Source organism: Paenibacillus sp. NRS-1760 (assembly GCF_050467785.1).
Lineage (GTDB): Bacteria > Bacillota > Bacilli > Paenibacillales > Paenibacillaceae > Pristimantibacillus.
On sequence record NZ_JBITPK010000008.1, the window covers coordinates 426,725 to 443,553 of the forward strand.

At 44.5% G+C, this 16,829-nt stretch carries 21 protein-coding genes; 19 read left to right on the top strand and 2 right to left on the bottom strand.

What is annotated here, in order from left to right:
• Nucleotides 1-87: 87 nt before the first annotated feature.
• From ACIFSR_RS08990 to ACIFSR_RS09040, 11 genes are all read left to right on the top strand, one after another.
• Nucleotides 88-1,761, top strand: coding sequence for a glutamine--tRNA ligase/YqeY domain fusion protein (locus ACIFSR_RS08990; RefSeq protein ID WP_339205434.1), 1,674 nt, complete (start codon nt 88-90; stop codon nt 1,759-1,761).
• 77 nt (nt 1,762-1,838) lie between these two features.
• Complete coding sequence (gene mobA, locus ACIFSR_RS08995) at nt 1,839-2,441, top strand: molybdenum cofactor guanylyltransferase (protein ID WP_430056810.1); 603 nt, start codon at nt 1,839-1,841, stop codon at nt 2,439-2,441.
• 152 nt (nt 2,442-2,593) lie between these two features.
• Nucleotides 2,594-3,100, top strand: coding sequence for an N-acetyltransferase family protein (locus tag ACIFSR_RS09000; RefSeq protein ID WP_430056812.1), 507 nt, complete (start codon nt 2,594-2,596; stop codon nt 3,098-3,100).
• Entirely contained in the window at nt 3,097-3,810 is a 714-nt protein-coding gene (locus ACIFSR_RS09005) for a metallophosphoesterase family protein (RefSeq protein WP_339205432.1), read from the top strand. Before ACIFSR_RS09000 ends, ACIFSR_RS09005 begins: the two co-directional genes overlap by 4 nt.
• A gap of 3 nt (nt 3,811-3,813) precedes the next feature.
• Nucleotides 3,814-4,266, top strand: coding sequence for a VanZ family protein (locus ACIFSR_RS09010; protein ID WP_430056814.1), 453 nt, complete (start codon nt 3,814-3,816; stop codon nt 4,264-4,266).
• Between the two features lie 74 nt (nt 4,267-4,340).
• A complete protein-coding gene (gene hisC, locus ACIFSR_RS09015) occupies nt 4,341-5,402 on the top strand; it encodes a histidinol-phosphate transaminase (protein ID WP_430056817.1) in 1,062 nt (353 codons plus the stop codon).
• A complete protein-coding gene (locus ACIFSR_RS09020) occupies nt 5,402-5,839 on the top strand; it encodes a hypothetical protein (RefSeq protein WP_430056819.1) in 438 nt (145 codons plus the stop codon). Before hisC ends, ACIFSR_RS09020 begins: the two co-directional genes overlap by 1 nt.
• 157 nt (nt 5,840-5,996) lie before the next feature.
• Complete coding sequence (locus ACIFSR_RS09025; RefSeq protein ID WP_430056821.1) at nt 5,997-6,602, top strand: TetR/AcrR family transcriptional regulator; 606 nt, start codon at nt 5,997-5,999, stop codon at nt 6,600-6,602.
• Nucleotides 6,554-6,991: a DMT family transporter gene (locus ACIFSR_RS09030; protein WP_430056824.1), complete on the top strand. Its 438-nt coding sequence runs from the start codon at nt 6,554-6,556 to the stop codon at nt 6,989-6,991. The genes ACIFSR_RS09025 and ACIFSR_RS09030 overlap by 49 nt, the downstream gene beginning before the upstream one ends.
• Before the next feature lies 1 nt (nt 6,992).
• Nucleotides 6,993-7,316, top strand: a complete 324-nt coding sequence (locus ACIFSR_RS09035) for a DMT family transporter (protein WP_076266284.1) — start codon at nt 6,993-6,995, stop codon at nt 7,314-7,316.
• A gap of 129 nt (nt 7,317-7,445) precedes the next feature.
• The gene (locus ACIFSR_RS09040; RefSeq protein ID WP_430056827.1) at nt 7,446-8,123 is read left to right on the top strand and encodes a serine/threonine protein kinase; all 678 of its coding nucleotides are present in this window, start codon (nt 7,446-7,448) and stop codon (nt 8,121-8,123) included.
• Between the two features lie 66 nt (nt 8,124-8,189).
• On the opposite strand, the gene ACIFSR_RS09045 is transcribed toward ACIFSR_RS09040, so the two are convergent.
• A complete protein-coding gene (locus tag ACIFSR_RS09045; protein WP_076266282.1) occupies nt 8,190-8,399 on the bottom strand; it encodes a hypothetical protein in 210 nt (69 codons plus the stop codon).
• 303 nt (nt 8,400-8,702) lie between these two features.
• On the opposite strand from ACIFSR_RS09045, the gene ACIFSR_RS09050 reads away from it, so the two are divergent.
• The 7 genes from ACIFSR_RS09050 to ACIFSR_RS09080 all read left to right on the top strand — a co-directional run bounded on the left by ACIFSR_RS09050 (nt 8,703) and on the right by ACIFSR_RS09080 (nt 15,133).
• Nucleotides 8,703-9,122, top strand: a complete 420-nt coding sequence (locus tag ACIFSR_RS09050; protein ID WP_076266281.1) for an RrF2 family transcriptional regulator — start codon at nt 8,703-8,705, stop codon at nt 9,120-9,122.
• Between the two features lie 73 nt (nt 9,123-9,195).
• A complete protein-coding gene (gene trxA, locus ACIFSR_RS09055) occupies nt 9,196-9,507 on the top strand; it encodes a thioredoxin (protein ID WP_054025488.1) in 312 nt (103 codons plus the stop codon).
• A gap of 284 nt (nt 9,508-9,791) precedes the next feature.
• Entirely contained in the window at nt 9,792-10,574 is a 783-nt protein-coding gene (locus ACIFSR_RS09060; RefSeq protein ID WP_430056831.1) for a glycosyltransferase family 2 protein, read from the top strand.
• 51 nt (nt 10,575-10,625) lie between these two features.
• Entirely contained in the window at nt 10,626-10,970 is a 345-nt protein-coding gene (locus ACIFSR_RS09065) for a DUF2304 domain-containing protein (RefSeq protein WP_054025487.1), read from the top strand.
• Nucleotides 10,970-11,314 carry an EamA family transporter gene (locus ACIFSR_RS09070; protein ID WP_339205425.1) on the top strand — a complete coding sequence of 115 codons (345 nt, stop codon included), beginning with the start codon at nt 10,970-10,972 and terminating at the stop codon, nt 11,312-11,314. Before ACIFSR_RS09065 ends, ACIFSR_RS09070 begins: the two co-directional genes overlap by 1 nt.
• 32 nt (nt 11,315-11,346) lie before the next feature.
• Entirely contained in the window at nt 11,347-12,609 is a 1,263-nt protein-coding gene (locus ACIFSR_RS09075; protein ID WP_430056834.1) for a phospholipid carrier-dependent glycosyltransferase, read from the top strand.
• Between the two features lie 139 nt (nt 12,610-12,748).
• A complete protein-coding gene (locus ACIFSR_RS09080; RefSeq protein WP_430056836.1) occupies nt 12,749-15,133 on the top strand; it encodes a YcdB/YcdC domain-containing protein in 2,385 nt (794 codons plus the stop codon).
• Nucleotides 15,134-15,226: 93 nt separating this feature from the next.
• Here ACIFSR_RS09080 and ACIFSR_RS09085 read toward each other — a convergent pair whose 3' ends face one another.
• Nucleotides 15,227-15,370, bottom strand: coding sequence for a hypothetical protein (locus ACIFSR_RS09085; RefSeq protein ID WP_179089742.1), 144 nt, complete (start codon nt 15,368-15,370; stop codon nt 15,227-15,229).
• A gap of 351 nt (nt 15,371-15,721) precedes the next feature.
• Between ACIFSR_RS09085 and ychF the strand changes: the two genes are divergently transcribed.
• Nucleotides 15,722-16,822 carry a redox-regulated ATPase YchF gene (gene ychF / locus ACIFSR_RS09090; protein WP_076266277.1) on the top strand — a complete coding sequence of 367 codons (1,101 nt, stop codon included), beginning with the start codon at nt 15,722-15,724 and terminating at the stop codon, nt 16,820-16,822.
• The last annotated feature ends 7 nt before the right edge of the window (nt 16,823-16,829 follow it).

Here is a 16,829-nt window from a genome sequence, read left to right on the forward strand (position 1 = left end):
GGCTGATACATACTAAGTATTATAATTTGACGGGAATTTGTGTATTATAAGAGGATAAATATTTTCCGTGGGAAAGGTTGGTCGCAGATGGAGAATGCAGTAGATAACAAGTCCTCATCCTCGAATTTTATAAAAAGCATCGTAGTCGAAGATTTGAAGAGCGGCCAAGTGAAAGAAATCGTCACTCGTTTTCCGCCAGAGCCAAATGGCTATTTGCATATTGGACATGCCAAGTCGATTTGCTTGAACTTTGAGCTGGCTGATGAATTCAAGGGCAAGACAAACTTGCGTTTTGACGATACGAATCCGTTAAAAGAAGATACTGAGTATGTAGAGTCCATCCAAGAGGATGTTCGCTGGCTTGGCTTCGAATGGGACGACCTTCGCTTTGCTTCCGATTATTTTGAAGAGCTTTACAATCGTGCGGTGTTTCTTATTCAAAAGGGCAAAGCATATGTATGTGATCTGACAGCTGAGCAAATGCGCGAGTATCGCGGCACGTTGACAGAGCCAGGCAAGGAAAGCCCGTATCGGAACCGTACAGTAGAGGAAAACCTTGATTTGTTCGCACGCATGCGCGCAGGCGAATTTAAGGACGGCGAAAAGGTGCTGCGCGCAAAAATTGATATGGCATCACCGAACATCACATTGCGTGATCCTGTGCTGTATCGCATTGCGCATACGCATCATCACCGTACAGGAGATGCTTGGTGCATCTATCCGATGTATGACTATGCTCACCCGCTAAGCGATGCCATTGAAGGCATCACGCATTCGATCTGTACGCTGGAATTTGAGGATCACCGTCCACTCTATGATTGGACGATAGCTGAATGTGAGATGGCTTCCACACCGCATCAATATGAATTTGCCCGCCTGAACGTAACGAACACCGTTATGAGCAAGCGCAAGCTGAAGCAATTGGTGGATGAAGGGGCAGTAGACGGCTGGGATGATCCGCGTATGCCAACGATCAGCGGTTTGCGCCGCAAAGGCTATACACCGGAATCGCTGCGTGCTTTCTGCCGTGAGATCGGTGTATCGAAAAGCAACAGCCTAGTGGATGAGCGCAACCTGGAGCATTTTATAAGAGAAGACTTGAAGCTGAAGGCGCTTCGTACGATGGCTGTATTGCGTCCGCTTAAAGTGGTCATTACAAACTATCCAGAAGGTCAAACCGAGCTGCTTGACGCCGAAAATAATGCGGAAAACGAAGAGATGGGAATCCGTCAAATTCCGTTTTCGCGTGAGATATACATTGAACAGGATGATTTCATGGAAAATCCTCCGAACAAATATTTCCGTCTGTTCCCTGGCAATGAAGTGCGTCTAAAACATGCTTACTTCATTACATGCCAAGAGGCGATCAAGGATGCAGAGGGCAATGTGATTGAGCTGCGCTGTACCTATGACGTGAAGACGAAGAGCGGATCCGGCTTTAATGAACGTAAAGTGAAAGGCACCATTCATTGGATTGAAGCTTCTCAGGCGATAGCTGCTGAGTTCCGTTTGTTTGAACCGCTCATTACGAGCGAAGCGGAAGATGAAGGCAAACCTTTCATGGAATGCATCAACCCGAATTCACTTGAAGTATTGCAAGGCTTTGTTGAGCCTAATATGAAAGATGCTGTGGGCGGCGATAAATTCCAATTTTTCCGTCACGGCTACTTTAATGTAGATCCGAAGGATACAACAAATGAGAAGCTTGCCTTCAACCGAATCGTTTCATTAAAGAGCTCGTTCGATCCGTCCAAGGCGTAAACCCGTCAAAAATAATACAAGCCTGCCTTGCCTGAGTGCTCGGCAGGCTTTCTTTCTGTTTAGAGGGGGATGAGAAGATGGCGAAGCATGATATTTATGGCTTAATACTAGCTGGAGGCTTAAGCACGAGAATGGGAGCTGACAAAGCGCTGCTGCTTATTGAAGGCAAACCGCTCCTATATCGTCTCGTACAACAGCTAACAGAGCTTGTGCAGCATGTAGTTGTCTCAGTAGGAACGCCTCAGCGTGAAGAGCTTTATCGTAAAAGCCTTGAAGAATTAGGAGAGTCGGTAAGCTTCGTGACGGATCATTATCCAAAATGCGGCCCGTTATCGGGAATGCACGCGGGCTTGTCCATGATTGCAGAGGGTTATGTATTTGTTATGGCGTGTGATATGCCGCAATTGTCCGAAGGGTTGCTTGCTGAGCTAATGACTCATGTGGAAAAAGGGGTAGACGTAATCCATGCGTCTGACCAGCCTTTTCATGCACTCTATCATGCTAGCATTGCCATTCAAATAGAAGAAGCGCTAGAGGATCAAGATTATCGTCTCATGGGTTTATTGCGCAGGCTTCAGACCATCGAGGTTTCTCTGCCAGAGGAGTATGGTGTATCTGTTTTTACGAATCTCAACACGCCTGAAGATTATAACAAGTATAGGCAGGGACAAGGGGACTGAAGAAGCTCGCCCTTTATAGGCGGAATTAGACGGAATCTACCATGCAGCATAGATGCTTAAACATTCAGCGATGTGATATAATTTGTCAAAGTTGTAATAGGCCTATTTAAAGCAGCATCCATCTAGACGTAGAAGGGTAAGAGGTGGCAGGTATGACCAAAGAACTCAAATATGAAATTATCGATGCGCAGCTAAGTGATCTGGGGCGTATTGTTGATATTTATAATTCAACAATTGCAAGCAGAATGGTGACGGCTGATCTTGAGCCAGCTACTGTAGCTAGCAAAAAAGCGTGGTTTGATGACCATTCTCCTGATTTCAGGCCGCTATGGGTATTAACGATTGAAGGGAAAATCGCAGCTTGGTTTAGTTTCCAATCGTTTTATGGCAGGCCGGCTTACAATGCGACTGCCGAGATAAGCATTTATATAGCGGAAGAATACCGTAAGCTTGGTCTTGGAACGGTACTGATTCAGAAAGCGATTGAGGCAAGTCCGGGCTTGGGAATAAATACGCTGCTTGGTTTTGTATTTGGACATAATGAGCCGAGCCTCGCTCTGCTTCGTAAGTTTGGATTTGAGGTTTGGGGTCATTTGCCTAAGGTAGCGGTACTGGACGGTGTAGAAAGAGATCTAGTGATCTCGGGGAGGCGTATATGAAGCGAACGCTTGTGATTAGTGATATTCATGGATGTTATACACCTTTTAATGATTTGCTTGAACGTATGAATTATTGTCCCGGCGAGGATCAGCTTATGCTGCTTGGTGATTTCGTTGATCGGGGACCGCAAAGCAGAGAAGTGGTAGAGCAGGTCATCGGCTTAGTCCAAAAGGATGGAGCAATCGCCATTCAAGGCAATCACGACGAGAGGCTCGTTGATGTTATGCTGGAGCGAAGCGAGCAGGCACTGCTTAAGTTTACCGGCCATGGCGGCAGGCAAACCGCAGAGAGCTATGCTGGCATTAAGCAAGGTCCGATTGAGTATGTTATCGATCAAGCCAAAATAGCTGTTCAGGAGCGTTACGCGCATCATATGACTTTTCTAGACAACCTGCCCTATTATCATGAGGATGAACACTTTATATATGTGCATGCGGGTCTTAATCCGAATTACTTGAATTGGAAAGAGCAGCCTGCCAGAGATTTTCTTTACATAAAACAACCATTCCTTGAGAGGCCGACCAATGTAAACAAAACGGTTATTTTCGGCCATACAAAAACCATCGATATTCATGGAAAACCAGATGTTTGGTTTGGCGCAGGGAAGATTGGCGTTGACGGAGGATGTGCAACAGGACACCAGCTTAACGGACTAGCGATTACAGGAGCGGCAGAGTTTAACGTGTATTCTGTCCCTTGGAGATTGTAAGGGATGCGCGGGTATTCGAAAGCCATATTCAAAAGCTCTCTCCTGAATATGTTGATTACCGTAATTGCTTTGTTCTACACCTTGATCATGTGCTGGCTTTTATTTCATCGTGGCCGTTATTTTGGCGAGGGGTATAACTATAATCTGGTACCGCTTTATACGATAAAAAAATATATCATCCATTATGATCATTTCAACCCTGACATTTGGTTCAAAAACTTATTCGGAAACATTGTCTTATTCATACCGATCGGCATATTCCTGCCCTTATTAAATAAGAAGTACTTGAAAGTATTTAGACTGACAATGGTCACGATTATGTTGATTACAGCCGTTGAGCTTACTCAAATGTTGACGCGGGTGGGCAGCTTCGACATTGACGATATTATTCTTAATACGTTTGGCGCGCTGCTTGGACTGCTGATGACTAGGCTTGTCGTTCGTCGGACTCTGTAATTAACAAATCCTTTAATGTTAAAATAATTGAAAAAAAGCGATAGAAATATCGATTACGAAAGGAAGAATTGTCATTGAGTAAATTTTGGAGTCCGCTTACTGCTTCGCTGGTGCCGTATGTTCCAGGCGAGCAGCCTAAGGATAAGACGTATATCAAATTGAATACGAATGAGAATCCGTACCCGCCATCTCCGAAGGTAATTGATGCGATCAAAGGAGCAGCTAATGCTGATTTGCGGCTATATCCTGATCCTACTTGCGAAGGGCTCGTGAAAGCAGCTGCCTCCTATTACGGATTGCGAGCAGAGCAAGTGTTTGCGGGCAACGGTTCTGATGAAATTTTAGCTTTTGCTTTCGCAGCTTTTTTTGATCCGGCTAAGACGGTACTGTTCCCTGATATTACTTACAGCTTCTATAAGGTGTATGCGAAGTTATATGGCTTGCAAACAGAACTTATCGCATTGGACGAGCAATTTAACGTTCAAGTCGAAGCTTTCCATTCGGACAACGGTGGTATCATCATACCGAATCCGAATGCGCCAACGGCTCAATTGCTTCCGCTCGAGGATATTCGTACATTGCTTGCAAGCAATCCCGATCAGGTTGTTATTATCGACGAGGCCTACATTGACTTCGGCGGACAATCAGCAGTGGAGCTTATTCACGACTATCCGAATTTGCTTGTCGTTCAAACACTCTCGAAATCCCGTTCGCTCGCTGGCCTTCGCGTTGGTTTTGCTTTTGGCAGCGAGGAGTTGATTGATGGATTGAACCGAATCAAAAATTCATTTAATTCCTATACGATGGATCGGCTTGCTTTGGCAGGCGCCATTGCTGCTCTTGAGGATGACGCTTATTTCCGAGATACGACGGAGAAGGTCATTGCTACACGAGAATGTGTAACGGAGCAGGTGAAGGAGCTCGGCTTTGCTGCAACAGACTCGAAGGCAAACTTCGTCTTCATTTCGCATAAAACGATAGCAGCTAAGGACATCTTTGTGCAGCTGCGCGATAAGGGCGTGCTGGTCCGATATTTCGATCAACCTCGGATTAATGAATATTTGCGGGTGAGCATCGGAACGGATGAAGAAATGGATGCCTTTATTCGAGCACTCCAAGAAATCGTAGGCGAGTAATGGAAGAGGTTACGAAGGAGCAATTGTTGTTTCGGCGGTCGATGCGGTTGGTACTAGTTTTAAGTGCCATCTATGCTGCAGTGAGTAATGTGTTTCTATATACAGCTTATTATTATAGCGGGATTGTGGAGCAGAGCTACATCATTTGCATGATTATGATTATTGCGTTCGCTTTGCCGATCGTAAAGTTTTTTCGAAATCAGCATTGGTACTTTCCGATCTTCATATTTTTGTTCTGGATCCCGTTTAGCGTGCTTCTCGCATTTATACTAAGCCAAGTGCTTCCTCTTTCGGACAATACGGTCGATTTTGGACTGCTGCTTGTTTACTGCCTTATTTTGAACGTTATCGTTACGCTGCTTGGCATTACACTCGGCATGATCTTTAATGGAGGATCTACGCTTTGGAAGAAATATAGCCAAGCCTCAAAGCAATAACAATAAAGCCATGTATGATCTCCAATGAAGGGGGAGCATGCATGGCTTTATTTGATGATCGTTATTTTCATCTTGACTAAATGATTATTTCATTTTAAAATTTGTAAAAACTAACGTTCGTTAGGTAGGGGAACGAAAGCGGATCGGAGGGAATGACATGAGTGCTGAATTAACAACGTCGGAACGAATAAAGCTGGCGGCGCTGACGATGTTTGCAGAATCAGGCTATGAGGGGGCATCCTTGTCCGAAATTGCTAAGGCAGTGGGCATTAAGACGCCGTCCATATATGCACATTATAAATCCAAAGAACAACTGTTCTTGCAGCTCATTCAGGAAATGATTGTTGAAGAGCATAATCAGTTTATAGAGCTTCTTCACGATATGGTTCAGGCGCCGATTAAGGAGCAAGTACATCGACTGTTTACTTTTTTTACTGATCTCACTCATTTAACGACAGGTCAAGCTTTCTTGAAGAAAACGATGCTTGTACCGCCGCGCCATTTGCGCGAACAGCTCAATCAAGATTTATTGCGCTATGAGTATGAACTGAACAAGGGAATTATTAGCGTGCTGGAAAAGGGAGCGTCGCAAGGGTTGTTTAACCTGGAAGAGACGGAACGGTTAATTGCTACCTTTTATGTATGTGTAGATGGCATCCTTGTTGAGAATCAAATATATGGAAAAGAGCTGCTTGAGAAAAGGAAGCAAATGGTGTGGCAATCATTATGGCAGATTTGGACGATGACAGCGAGAGAGGATTGAACAAAATGCAATGGGTCTTTTTATTATTAGCGGGGTTTCTTGAGGTAGGCTGGACGTTTGGCCTCAAATATTCGGAGGGCTTTACAGTGCTTGTTCCAAGCATAATAACAGTGGTGCTGCTTGTCATAAGCTTTATGCTGTTTGCCCGCGCGATGCGTACGATAGAGATAGGCGTTGCCTATGCAATGTTTACGGGAATTGGAACAGTAGGCACTGTTCTCGCAGGTATCATTATACTGAATGAGCCGGCTGATTTTTGGCGTTTGTTCTTTATCACATTGCTTGTAGGGGGCATAGTTGGACTTAAGCTTGTGTCAAATGACAAGCCAGCTCCTGACAAAGCACCAAAGGCTGTAACCAACATAGAACAAGATAAGGTGGGTTCATAAAATGGCATGGGTCTTTTTAATCATATCAGGCTTCGGTGAGGTCGCCGGCGTTACTTTCATGAAGCTCTCTGATGGCTTTAAACGCTGGAAGGGGACGGTAGGGGCGATTGGCGCTGGTTTCGTGAGCTTTTTCTTCTTATCTAAAGCGTTACAGACGATTCCAATTAGTACGGCATATGGGATATGGACCGGAATCGGCTCGATAGGCAGCGTAGTGCTAGGTATGGTCATTTTTGGAGAGTCGAGAAATTGGCGCAAGATGCTGTTTCTCTCTATGATTATCTCAGGCGTTATCGGGCTGAAAGTAGTAAGTGGAGGCCATTAGGATCAAATTCGAAGCGAGACCGTGCAAAAGGGCTGTAAAGCTTTTTGGTGCGGTCTTTATTTTTGCAGCTACTGGTCTTACAATGAAAGGAAAGCATGTATGTAGATAGGGAGAAGAGGAGTACTTACTATGGAGGAGAAGCAGCTGAATACGTTTATTGCTCTTATGGAGCAGTCATTGCTCTCGGAGCTTGTGCTTGATAGCGTTGACCCCACAAATCCAATCCGAGTAGCGGAGACGCCGCGCGGTTGGAGACTGCTTGGGGCTGGCAATTACGCAGGCGTATTTACACATCAGGATTATTCGGATATAGCTATGAAGGTTTATGCGCCAGGCCGGGACGGCTGGGAGAGTGAATGCGAGGTTTACCGGCGAATTGGCACGCATCCTGCCTTTTCAACTTGTTATCATGCCGGAGAATATAAAGGCCATTATTATTTGATTTTAAAGCGATTAAAGGGAAAAACTTTATATCAGTGCATCATTGATGGAGCAGCAATACCAAAAAAGGCGATAGAAGATATTGATCAAGCATTGGAGTATGCAAGATCCCGCGGTTTGTTCCCGCATGATGTGCATGGAAAAAATGTAATGATTAAGGATGGAAGGGGCATCGTGCTTGATATTTCAGATTTTTTGAAGGAAGAGCCGTGCGCGATGTGGGATGATTTGAAGAAAGCCTACAATCGTATTTACATGCCTTTTCTATCCAAAAAACCGATTCCGGTTCCCGAATGGGTGCTGAACGGCGTTCGTAAGGGCTATCGTTTTATGAGGAATTCATCCGTAGTGGGACGCTCGTCCTAGGGAAGCAGCACAAACAGCGGCTGCCCTGCAAGGGTGCCGCTGCTTGGCAAAGCTTTGCCGCACATCTTAATGCTCCTCGTCAAACGCGTCCAGCAGCGTCTTGGCGAGATCGGCATCCTTTTTAAGCACATGAATCCGTTTCAAGGAATTGCCCTCAATGGTGATTTTGGTTTTCAATCCATTAGTTTTGAAATGAGCTTCCAATCGGTCTATGAGCTCCGATCTAGAACCCCCTTCCGTACGAATGACTACCCATCGATTCCAAAATAACGCCATTATGCGTCACCTCCTTAAAGTTTTACATTGTAAAACTAGTGTAGGAAGCCATGTGCCCATTGGATTTGAATGTCTTCTTATACGTTCAAATCAAATAAGGATGCACCTTTCATATTTATTCAGCATAAGCCTTCAAACATGACAGAAAACTCAAAAAAACATTTGCCTTTAATCCAAAATCTGTTGGGGAATAACGTGATTGCTCCTGCCGTATCCTAAGAAAGCGAGATGGCGACCTGACCTATTGACAAACTTAACTGTAACGGATAAAATTACAGTATAAAGCAGGGAGGCCCTTAAACAGTGAACAGCGAATTTACGATTGCCGTACACAGTCTCGTTTACTTGGCTTATTTACCGGAAAGAATGGCTAGCAGCGATATGATCGCCGAGAATGTCGGCACACATTCTGCTCGTGTTCGCAAGGTAATGGGTGGTTTGCGCCGCAGTGGATATGTAGATACCCGTGAAGGCTCAGGAGGCGGCTATAGGCTGACGATTGATCCGAATGTGGTAACACTTGCCGATATCTATCGCGTGATGGCACAAGGCTCGCTAATTCCGAGCTGGTGCTCGGGCAACCCAGAGATGGATTGTGTTGTTGGGTCGAATATGAATCAAGTGATGTTCGGCATATTTTGTACAGCGGAGAAGCAGCTGGAAAGTCATTTTAGCGCGATTACGATTCAGGATGTGTTGAAGCAAATTCACGCATGCGGTTAGCAAATGATGTTTCATTTAACGGTGAGACGGGTATTCCCTTTATCATACACATTGTTTGGAGAGGATGATTGAAATGGCAGTAGCATTGACGAAAGAAAACTTTAACGAGTCCATTCAAAACGGCGTTTCCCTTGTAGATTTCTGGGCACCTTGGTGTGGACCTTGCAAAATGCAGCTACCAATCGTTGAGGAGCTTTCCGCTGAGCTGGAAGGCCAAGCAGTAATTGCTAAAATTAACGTTGACGAGCAGCCAGAACTTGCTTCACAATTCGGCGTTATGAGTATCCCAACATTGATTTTGTTCAAAGACGGTCAACCCGTTGACAAAATGGTTGGCGTACAATCCAAAGATGCATTGAAAGCAAAAATTTCCGGCCAAATGTAAGCAACATTTTGTAATAAATAACCGTCTTAATATCGTCTGGTATCAGTGAGCAACTGGTGTCAGGCGATATTTTTTTTCTGGAAACTCTTATTTTCAGTAAGATAATATTGGTATAAAAGGTACTAAGTGTGAATGTAAAAATCGACCTAATTAAGCAAATGTTAAGGAAATAATAAGCGATTATACCAACCTTATCTGTTGCTTTATACTAATTTAGTTAGTAGAATTAAAAATAATTGTACGCAGCAGCGTGCCCTAACTTTGATTTATGGAGTGGTGATGTAGTGAACGCAGTCAGTACGAAAAAGGACAAAACGGTTACCGGAGAGTCCCTGCGGCAAGGTATGACATCTTCAAAAATTTTGATCATTATTCCGGCTTATAATGAAGAGCACAGCATAAGCCATGTGATACATGATGTGAAGACACATTGCCCATCTGCTCATATTCTGGTCATTAATGATGGCTCCAAAGACCGTACGCGTGAAGTAGCTGAAGCGAATGGTGCTTCTGTCATTACACTTCCGACCAATTTGGGCATCGGCGGAGCTATGCAGACGGGATATCGTTATGCTCACCGTTATGACTATGATGTTGCCGTTCAAGTGGACGGAGATGGCCAGCATAAGGCGGAGCAGCTTCATTTGATTTTGGACCCAGTGCTAAACGGGAAAGCAGATTTGGCGATTGGTTCACGTTTTATTGAACAAACCGGCTTCTTGTCTTCTGCAACGCGCAGAGTCGGTATCAAAATTTTATCTACTATTGTTACTGCAATGACACGCAAGCGTGTGCTGGACGTAACCTCAGGGTTCCGTGCTGCAAATAAACGTGCGATTGCCGTATTCCAAAGCGATTATGCGACAGACTATCCAGAAGTGGATTCCATCGTACTCATTCATCGCAGCGGATTGCGTACAAGCGAGGTAGCAGTCGTAATGGAAGCACGTACAGGCGGTACGTCATCAATAAATGCGATGCGTTCGGTTTATTATATGGTTAAGGTAACATTGTCGCTATTCATTCGCAGCTTGAAAGCAACGAAGCCAGTCGAGGTTCAATCTTAGAAAAATGTTTACGATGAGAGTTTGCTCTGCAAACTTTAAGGAGGATACACCATGCAAGCCTTGTGGATTATCACAAGTGTGGTTTTTTTGTTCGTGCTGATTATGTTGATTAACCGGAGATTGCTCCGTGAGCAGTATTCAATGCTCTGGCTGTTGTTTGGTGTAGTAATGCTGATATTGTCCGTACGCGTCCAGATTATTGATACGTTGGCTCACGCGATTGGTATTGCTTATGCGCCGGCGCTGCTTTTTCTAGTCGGAATTTTATTTTGTATTATGCTTATTTTGCATCTTACAGTCATTGTATCCAAATTGTCGGAGAAAGTTATTCGTCTTACACAAGAGCTTGGAATTTTACATCACGAGCTACATGAACGCAAAAGGTCGGATTCATAATGGCATATATCATATTGTTTCTTAATATTTTGCTGCTTGTTTCGGGCCAATTATTGTGGAAAACAGGAATGAACAAAATGGATACGGCGAAAGGCGACACATGGGTATCGTTATTGTGGTCGCCTCATATATGGTCGGGACTTGTTTTGTACGGAATTGCTACCGTTCTTTGGTTGTACGTACTTAAGAAGCTCCCGCTTAGCCTTGCCTATCCGCTGCAAAGCTTGGCTTATGTAATAGCGCTGGTTGCAGCTGTATTTATATTTAACGAATCGGTACCGCTGCAGCGCTGGATAGGCGCAGCTATTATTTTGGCGGGTGTAATCGTACTCGCTTGGAAATAAGCCGCTTTCAACATTGGGGAGGATCAATTTACGTGGTGGAATGGGTTAGGAAAAACAAAGCATGGACGATAGCGATCGTTCTTATTTTTATGCTTGCCTTGTGGCTGAGGGTTGATTTTCTTACATCGGTCAAACATAACATTTCACATGATTCGAAGTATTACGATGAGATGGTGCACCGGTTGCTTGATGAAGGCATTTACGCCTACAAGGAAGAGGTTCCAAATGCAAGGGTAACACCGGGTTATCCACTATTTATGACGGGTATGTATTTAGTGGCTGATCAAATCGGCGTAGAGCCGTTCCCGCTTATTCGTTGGGTACAGGTGTTAATTAGCATGGCTACACTCATTATCATTTATATGATTGCGATGCAGGCAACAAGAAACAAATGGGTGGCAATCGTAGCGTTTTTTATTAGTGCAATTTATCATCCCTTTATTTGGGCAAATGGAGCAGTTCTCACAGAAACGCTCGCATTATTTCTCTTAATGGCCTATCTGTCTATGCAGTTATATGCCTTTCGTACCGAACGAAAGCGCGATGCTGCGCTAGCGGGTATCTTGTTAGGCCTGACAGTACTTGTTAGGGCGGAATTTCTACCGATTTTTGTTCCTTTGTACGGAGTATTTCTGCTTCAGAAATGGTACAAGAAGAAATCGGGTGTGCAGACCGAGGTCATATCCAAATGGGCTATTTTCAAAAAAGTTCTATTAATGGGTGTTATTACGGGGCTCTGCCTATCAGCTACGATGCTTCCTTGGTGGATAAGGAATGTCGTTTCATTAAATGAGTTTGTATTGACTGCTTCACAGTCCAATCCATTCAAAGCGGGTACTTATCCGAATAAAGATTATACAGACAAGATCGTTGATCCAACGGGATTGACACAGGATGAGGTTGCATGGGCGCGCATCAAAGCAGGCTTCACGCAGCAAACCTGGAAATATGTAAAATGGTATACGGTAGGAAAGCTTAAATATACTTATACGCATATGTTCTTCGGCTCGGGACATGCTCCTTTGTACCATGCTTATCCGAAGGTAGCATACTTGCATGTACTGATTATATACAGCACGATTATTCCGCTGCTTGCGCTTATATGGAGATGGAGACATCCTGCAGCCATGCTGGCGGTGGTCATCTTCGTCATGACGATGATTAGACTTGTGTTCGTACCGGAATATCGTTATAACTTTACCGTTATGCCCCTGTTTATTATATTGTTCTCTTGGCTCGGTATTTATATTTTGCAAAAAATATGGGCATATATTGAACGTAGAAAAACGGCGTAGCAGTTTTAACTGCATATTGTAAAAGACTGCCTAAAGGACAAGTGCCTTGAGCAGTCTTTTTTCGCTTATTGTGCAACTTCCACAATGTATGGCGCGTCTAATTTATGAATAAATTGGAAAAGCATTGGAGGGTGAAGCAGTGAGGATCAATCATCGAAAGAGGCTTGCGGTAGTGCTATCCACAGCGATGCTTATGAGTATGTTGCCAGCAACGGCATTTGCTGAAAGCTCAAACAAGCCAGCAGTGACGAATGCAGCAGCAAAAGCCGTGCCATCGTCGGAAGGAGACATCATGAAAGAAGGATTTGCAGCTCCAGTTGATGTAGCAATAACGAAGGAGAAAGCGGAAGCGCTAGCGAGGCAGTATGTAAGCATTCCGAAGGAGTATGTCCTCCAAGGAGCTAGTCTTAATATGGAAGTGATGGCTAGCGGCAAACGCAATGCTTGGGGACTGGATTTCGTGAAGAAGGTGAACGGCAAGCATTTGGGAAGCATCTACGTTCGTATTCATGCGGATAAAGGTCAGCTTCTTGAGTTCAACTCTTATACCGATAACCCATCTGCCAAACCAACGTATCCGCTTAAGGTTGAACGTGATGCCGCACAGCAGATTGCGCTCCAATTCATAGATAAAATTGCAGCTGATTATAAAGGACAAATTCAATACAATCCTGACTATGGTGTTCAACTGCGTCCACCGCTAACGGGTGAGGTTGTGCATTCCATTCGTTATGATCGGTTGGTGAATGGCATACCCTATGTAGATAACTACATAGAGCTTGAAGTGGATAGTGAAGGGCATGTCCGAAGATTTTCCTTGCAGTGGGATGATACAATTATTTTCCCAAAAGTAGATGCAAAGCTGTCGGCAGCAGAGGCAAATGAAAAACTGCGAGCAGCAGCAGCTCCACTGTTAGCTTATATCGTGCCTTACAATATGCAGGGGAAAAGGAAACCTTTGCTTAGTTATGAGCTTCAGCCTATATCGATCGATGCGGTGACTGGCCAGCTAAAGGATCAGTCGAGAGACAGTTATTTTAGAGCGGGAACGATATCGGAAACACCTATATCCGAGAAACCTTTAGGCGAAAAGCCGAAGGCGGGGGCAGTTACCGAGAAGCAAGCGATAGATGCGGTAAAAGCTGCTTTTGCGCTGCCGGCAGGGGTGGAGCTGAACGGTTCCAACTACAGTGAAAATAGCAATGAGAGCACAGGTGAAACCGAAGCCTATTGGCAGCTGAATTGGACAGTGAAAAAGGATGGCAAGGAAGTGGGCTCAGCTTCAGCTTCCGTTAACGGTCGCACTGGAGAGGTTCGCCATTTCAATACGTATATGTATAACGAACAAAGTCAATCAGGCGGGACAAAGGTGACGCTAGAGCAAGCGACTACAGCGGCGGTAGAGGCAATTAAGAAACGTCTGCCATGGCTAACGGATGAGCTATATCTGGTCAAACCTGATCCGAAGCAATATGAGGGAATTGTCGCAGGGCAACCTAGTCAATACTATTTCAATTTTGTACACAAAACCTATGGCGCAGTGGTTGAATATGACAACATTAACTTGTCGATACATTCAAGCACTGGGGAAGTTGTAAATTACGATGCTAATTTGTCGAACTTTGAATATCCAGCTGAGGCTCCTGCCTTGATTAAGAAGGAGCAGGCAGTTGACAGCTGGCTGAATTATTACCGAACACAGCTTACGTATCGGCTTGTGCAAAGCTTCACATGGAACGGGCAGCCTATTCCAATTGAGAAATATAAGCTGATGATTGCTTCAGGTGAAATAAGAGGCGACGAAGTGGATAGAAAGACAGAAGCAGAACTAGTTTACCAATTAGTGCCTAAGCTTATGGATGAGTCGGTGTTCCTCGATGCAGTGACAGGCGGCTGGCGAAATCGGGAAACAGGTGATGTCACACAGCTCGAGAAGCCAAAGGCTAAGGATATTGATGGACACTTTGCACAGCGTCAGCTTGAACTAATGGTTGCATACAAAGCGCTTGATGTGAAAGATGGTCTTGTGCGTCCCAATGAGGCAGTTACACGTGGAGAGCTGATTAAAATGCTGGTGCTAGCGCGCAGCAGCGGAGTATCACCTCTCTCGATGTCTTTCAGTAATCAACTTGGTGGTAAAGCCTCATTTAATGATGTAGCTGCGGATTCCAGCTATTTCGTTTATGTTGAAAGTGCATTGGAACAAAATTTGATAGATGTTGGGGATGGCTCCTTTAACCCTAGCGGTAAAGTATCCCGTGATGAGATGGCGGAGCTGATCGTGCGAGCACTTGGTTATAATGCGCTTGCGAATTATGATCATATTTTTAAAGCCTCGTTTAAAGACTCGGATCAAATCGAGAATAAGGGGCAGGCAGCCATTGTTGTAGGTCTCAAAATTATGAGCTTATCGGATGGCAAGTTTTTGCCTAAGAAACAAGTGACGCGAGGCGAAGCATCGGTAGCGTTTTTCCGTTACCTTCAATCGCGCGCAGAGCTGCAAGAAGCGCCGCTTCGGATGTAATGTATTCTTAATACAAGAAACCTGGATTCTACAAGTGGATGATACGCTTGCAGAACCCAGGTTTTTTATAGATAAGGGCTCGGAAGTTATCCTTTAATCCGTTTTCTTCTTTTTCGAGGTAAAATTTGTTACAGATTTTGTATCCTCAATGGTATCATTTACGAATGCCATATCTTGATTTTTGGCTTTCATATTCGTCGTTCCTTTGTAATTACCCTTATGAGTCTGATTTTCCATAAGCTTGCCTCCTCAAATTTTAGGTGCTTGTGTGCACAGCTTAAGCCAGCGCCAACATAGTATTTCCGCAGCGCGGCTTATCATTCTCAGAAATGACTATCTTACGGCGAGGCACAAATACAATACCGTTTAGGGGTATAAAACGGGTTAAAAACAAACGGCTGTTCAAATACAGGGTTTTATAGGTTTTCACAACTTACAATGCTTTTATCGATCAGAAAACCGTCTTCATTTGCCAAGGAAGCCATCAAATGCCGTTTAGGCTTAACGGATGGCACTTTCAAAGTAGGTGACGCTGGGGTATAATAGCTGGAGTTGTTTACTTTCGGGAAAATAGGGGTGTCTTATAGCATGGCATTGAAAGCAGGAATAGTAGGTTTGCCCAACGTCGGCAAATCAACATTGTTTAACGCAATTACGCAAGCAGGAGCAGAATCTGCCAATTATCCTTTTTGTACAATAGATCCTAACGTTGGTGTTGTTGAAGTACCGGATGAGCGTTTGGACAAGCTGGTTGAGCTCGTTGTTCCTAAGAGCATCGTGCCTACAGCGTTTGAGTTTGTCGATATTGCCGGCTTGGTTGCTGGTGCAAGCAAAGGCGAAGGATTGGGCAATAAATTTTTGGCGCATATCCGTGAGGTAGACGCCATTGTTCATGTGGTTCGCTGCTTCCAAGATGATAACATTACGCATGTATCTGGCAAGGTAGATCCAATTAGCGATATTCAAACGATTAATTTGGAGCTTATTTTGGCGGATATTGATTCGGTTGATAAAAAGATTGAACGCTCACGTAAAAACCTTAAGGGCGGAGACAAAAAAGTTGCTCAAGAAATCGAAGTGCTTGAACGCATCAAGGAAGCGTTGTACAACGACAAGCCTGCTCGCAGCCTTGAGCTGAGCGATGATGAGAAGCTGCTTGTTCGTGATTTGCATTTGCTGACAATGAAGACGGTATTGTATGCCGCTAACGTGAGCGAAGACGAGGTTTCAAATTCAGACGGCAATGAGTACGTACAGAAAGTACGCGAATTCGCAGCTGCTGAAGGTGCTGAAGTTGTGCCAATCAGCGCGAAGGTTGAAGCTGAGATTGCTGAGCTTGAAGGCGAAGACAAAGAAATGTTCCTTGAGGAGCTTGGCATGTCGGAGTCGGGCTTGAACCGTTTGATCAGTGCAGCTTACAAGCTTCTTGGTCTATACACTTACTTCACAGCAGGTGTACAAGAGGTTCGCGCATGGACGATTCGCAGTGGAACAAAAGCGCCGCAGGCGGCTGGCGTTATTCATACCGATTTCGAACGCGGATTCATTCGTGCTGAGGTTGTTTCCTTTACAGATCTTGCAGCTGCGGGTTCGATGGTAGCGGCTCGTGAGAAGGGGCAAGTTCGTCTTGAGGGCAAAGAATATGTCGTTCGTGACGGCGATGTTATCCATTTCCGTTTTAACGTGTAAATATTAG

What these genes read in the sequence shown, in the direction of transcription:
- mobA (WP_430056810.1), top strand. Translation starts at nt 1,839, where the DNA reads ATGGCGAAGCATGATATTTATGGCTTAATACTAGCTGGAGGCTTAAGC.
- ACIFSR_RS09045 (WP_076266282.1), bottom strand. Translation starts at nt 8,399, where the DNA reads ATGGCGTTATTTTGGAATCGATGGGTAGTCATTCGTACGGAAGGGGGT.
- ychF (WP_076266277.1), top strand. Translation starts at nt 15,722, where the DNA reads ATGGCATTGAAAGCAGGAATAGTAGGTTTGCCCAACGTCGGCAAATCA.
- ACIFSR_RS08990 (WP_339205434.1), top strand. Translation starts at nt 88, where the DNA reads ATGGAGAATGCAGTAGATAACAAGTCCTCATCCTCGAATTTTATAAAA.
- ACIFSR_RS09010 (WP_430056814.1), top strand. Translation starts at nt 3,814, where the DNA reads ATGCGCGGGTATTCGAAAGCCATATTCAAAAGCTCTCTCCTGAATATG.
- ACIFSR_RS09005 (WP_339205432.1), top strand. Translation starts at nt 3,097, where the DNA reads ATGAAGCGAACGCTTGTGATTAGTGATATTCATGGATGTTATACACCT.
- ACIFSR_RS09025 (WP_430056821.1), top strand. Translation starts at nt 5,997, where the DNA reads ATGAGTGCTGAATTAACAACGTCGGAACGAATAAAGCTGGCGGCGCTG.
- ACIFSR_RS09040 (WP_430056827.1), top strand. Translation starts at nt 7,446, where the DNA reads ATGGAGGAGAAGCAGCTGAATACGTTTATTGCTCTTATGGAGCAGTCA.
- ACIFSR_RS09085 (WP_179089742.1), bottom strand. Translation starts at nt 15,370, where the DNA reads ATGGAAAATCAGACTCATAAGGGTAATTACAAAGGAACGACGAATATG.
- trxA (WP_054025488.1), top strand. Translation starts at nt 9,196, where the DNA reads ATGGCAGTAGCATTGACGAAAGAAAACTTTAACGAGTCCATTCAAAAC.
- ACIFSR_RS09065 (WP_054025487.1), top strand. Translation starts at nt 10,626, where the DNA reads ATGCAAGCCTTGTGGATTATCACAAGTGTGGTTTTTTTGTTCGTGCTG.
- ACIFSR_RS09035 (WP_076266284.1), top strand. Translation starts at nt 6,993, where the DNA reads ATGGCATGGGTCTTTTTAATCATATCAGGCTTCGGTGAGGTCGCCGGC.
- ACIFSR_RS09000 (WP_430056812.1), top strand. Translation starts at nt 2,594, where the DNA reads ATGACCAAAGAACTCAAATATGAAATTATCGATGCGCAGCTAAGTGAT.
- ACIFSR_RS09070 (WP_339205425.1), top strand. Translation starts at nt 10,970, where the DNA reads ATGGCATATATCATATTGTTTCTTAATATTTTGCTGCTTGTTTCGGGC.
- ACIFSR_RS09020 (WP_430056819.1), top strand. Translation starts at nt 5,402, where the DNA reads ATGGAAGAGGTTACGAAGGAGCAATTGTTGTTTCGGCGGTCGATGCGG.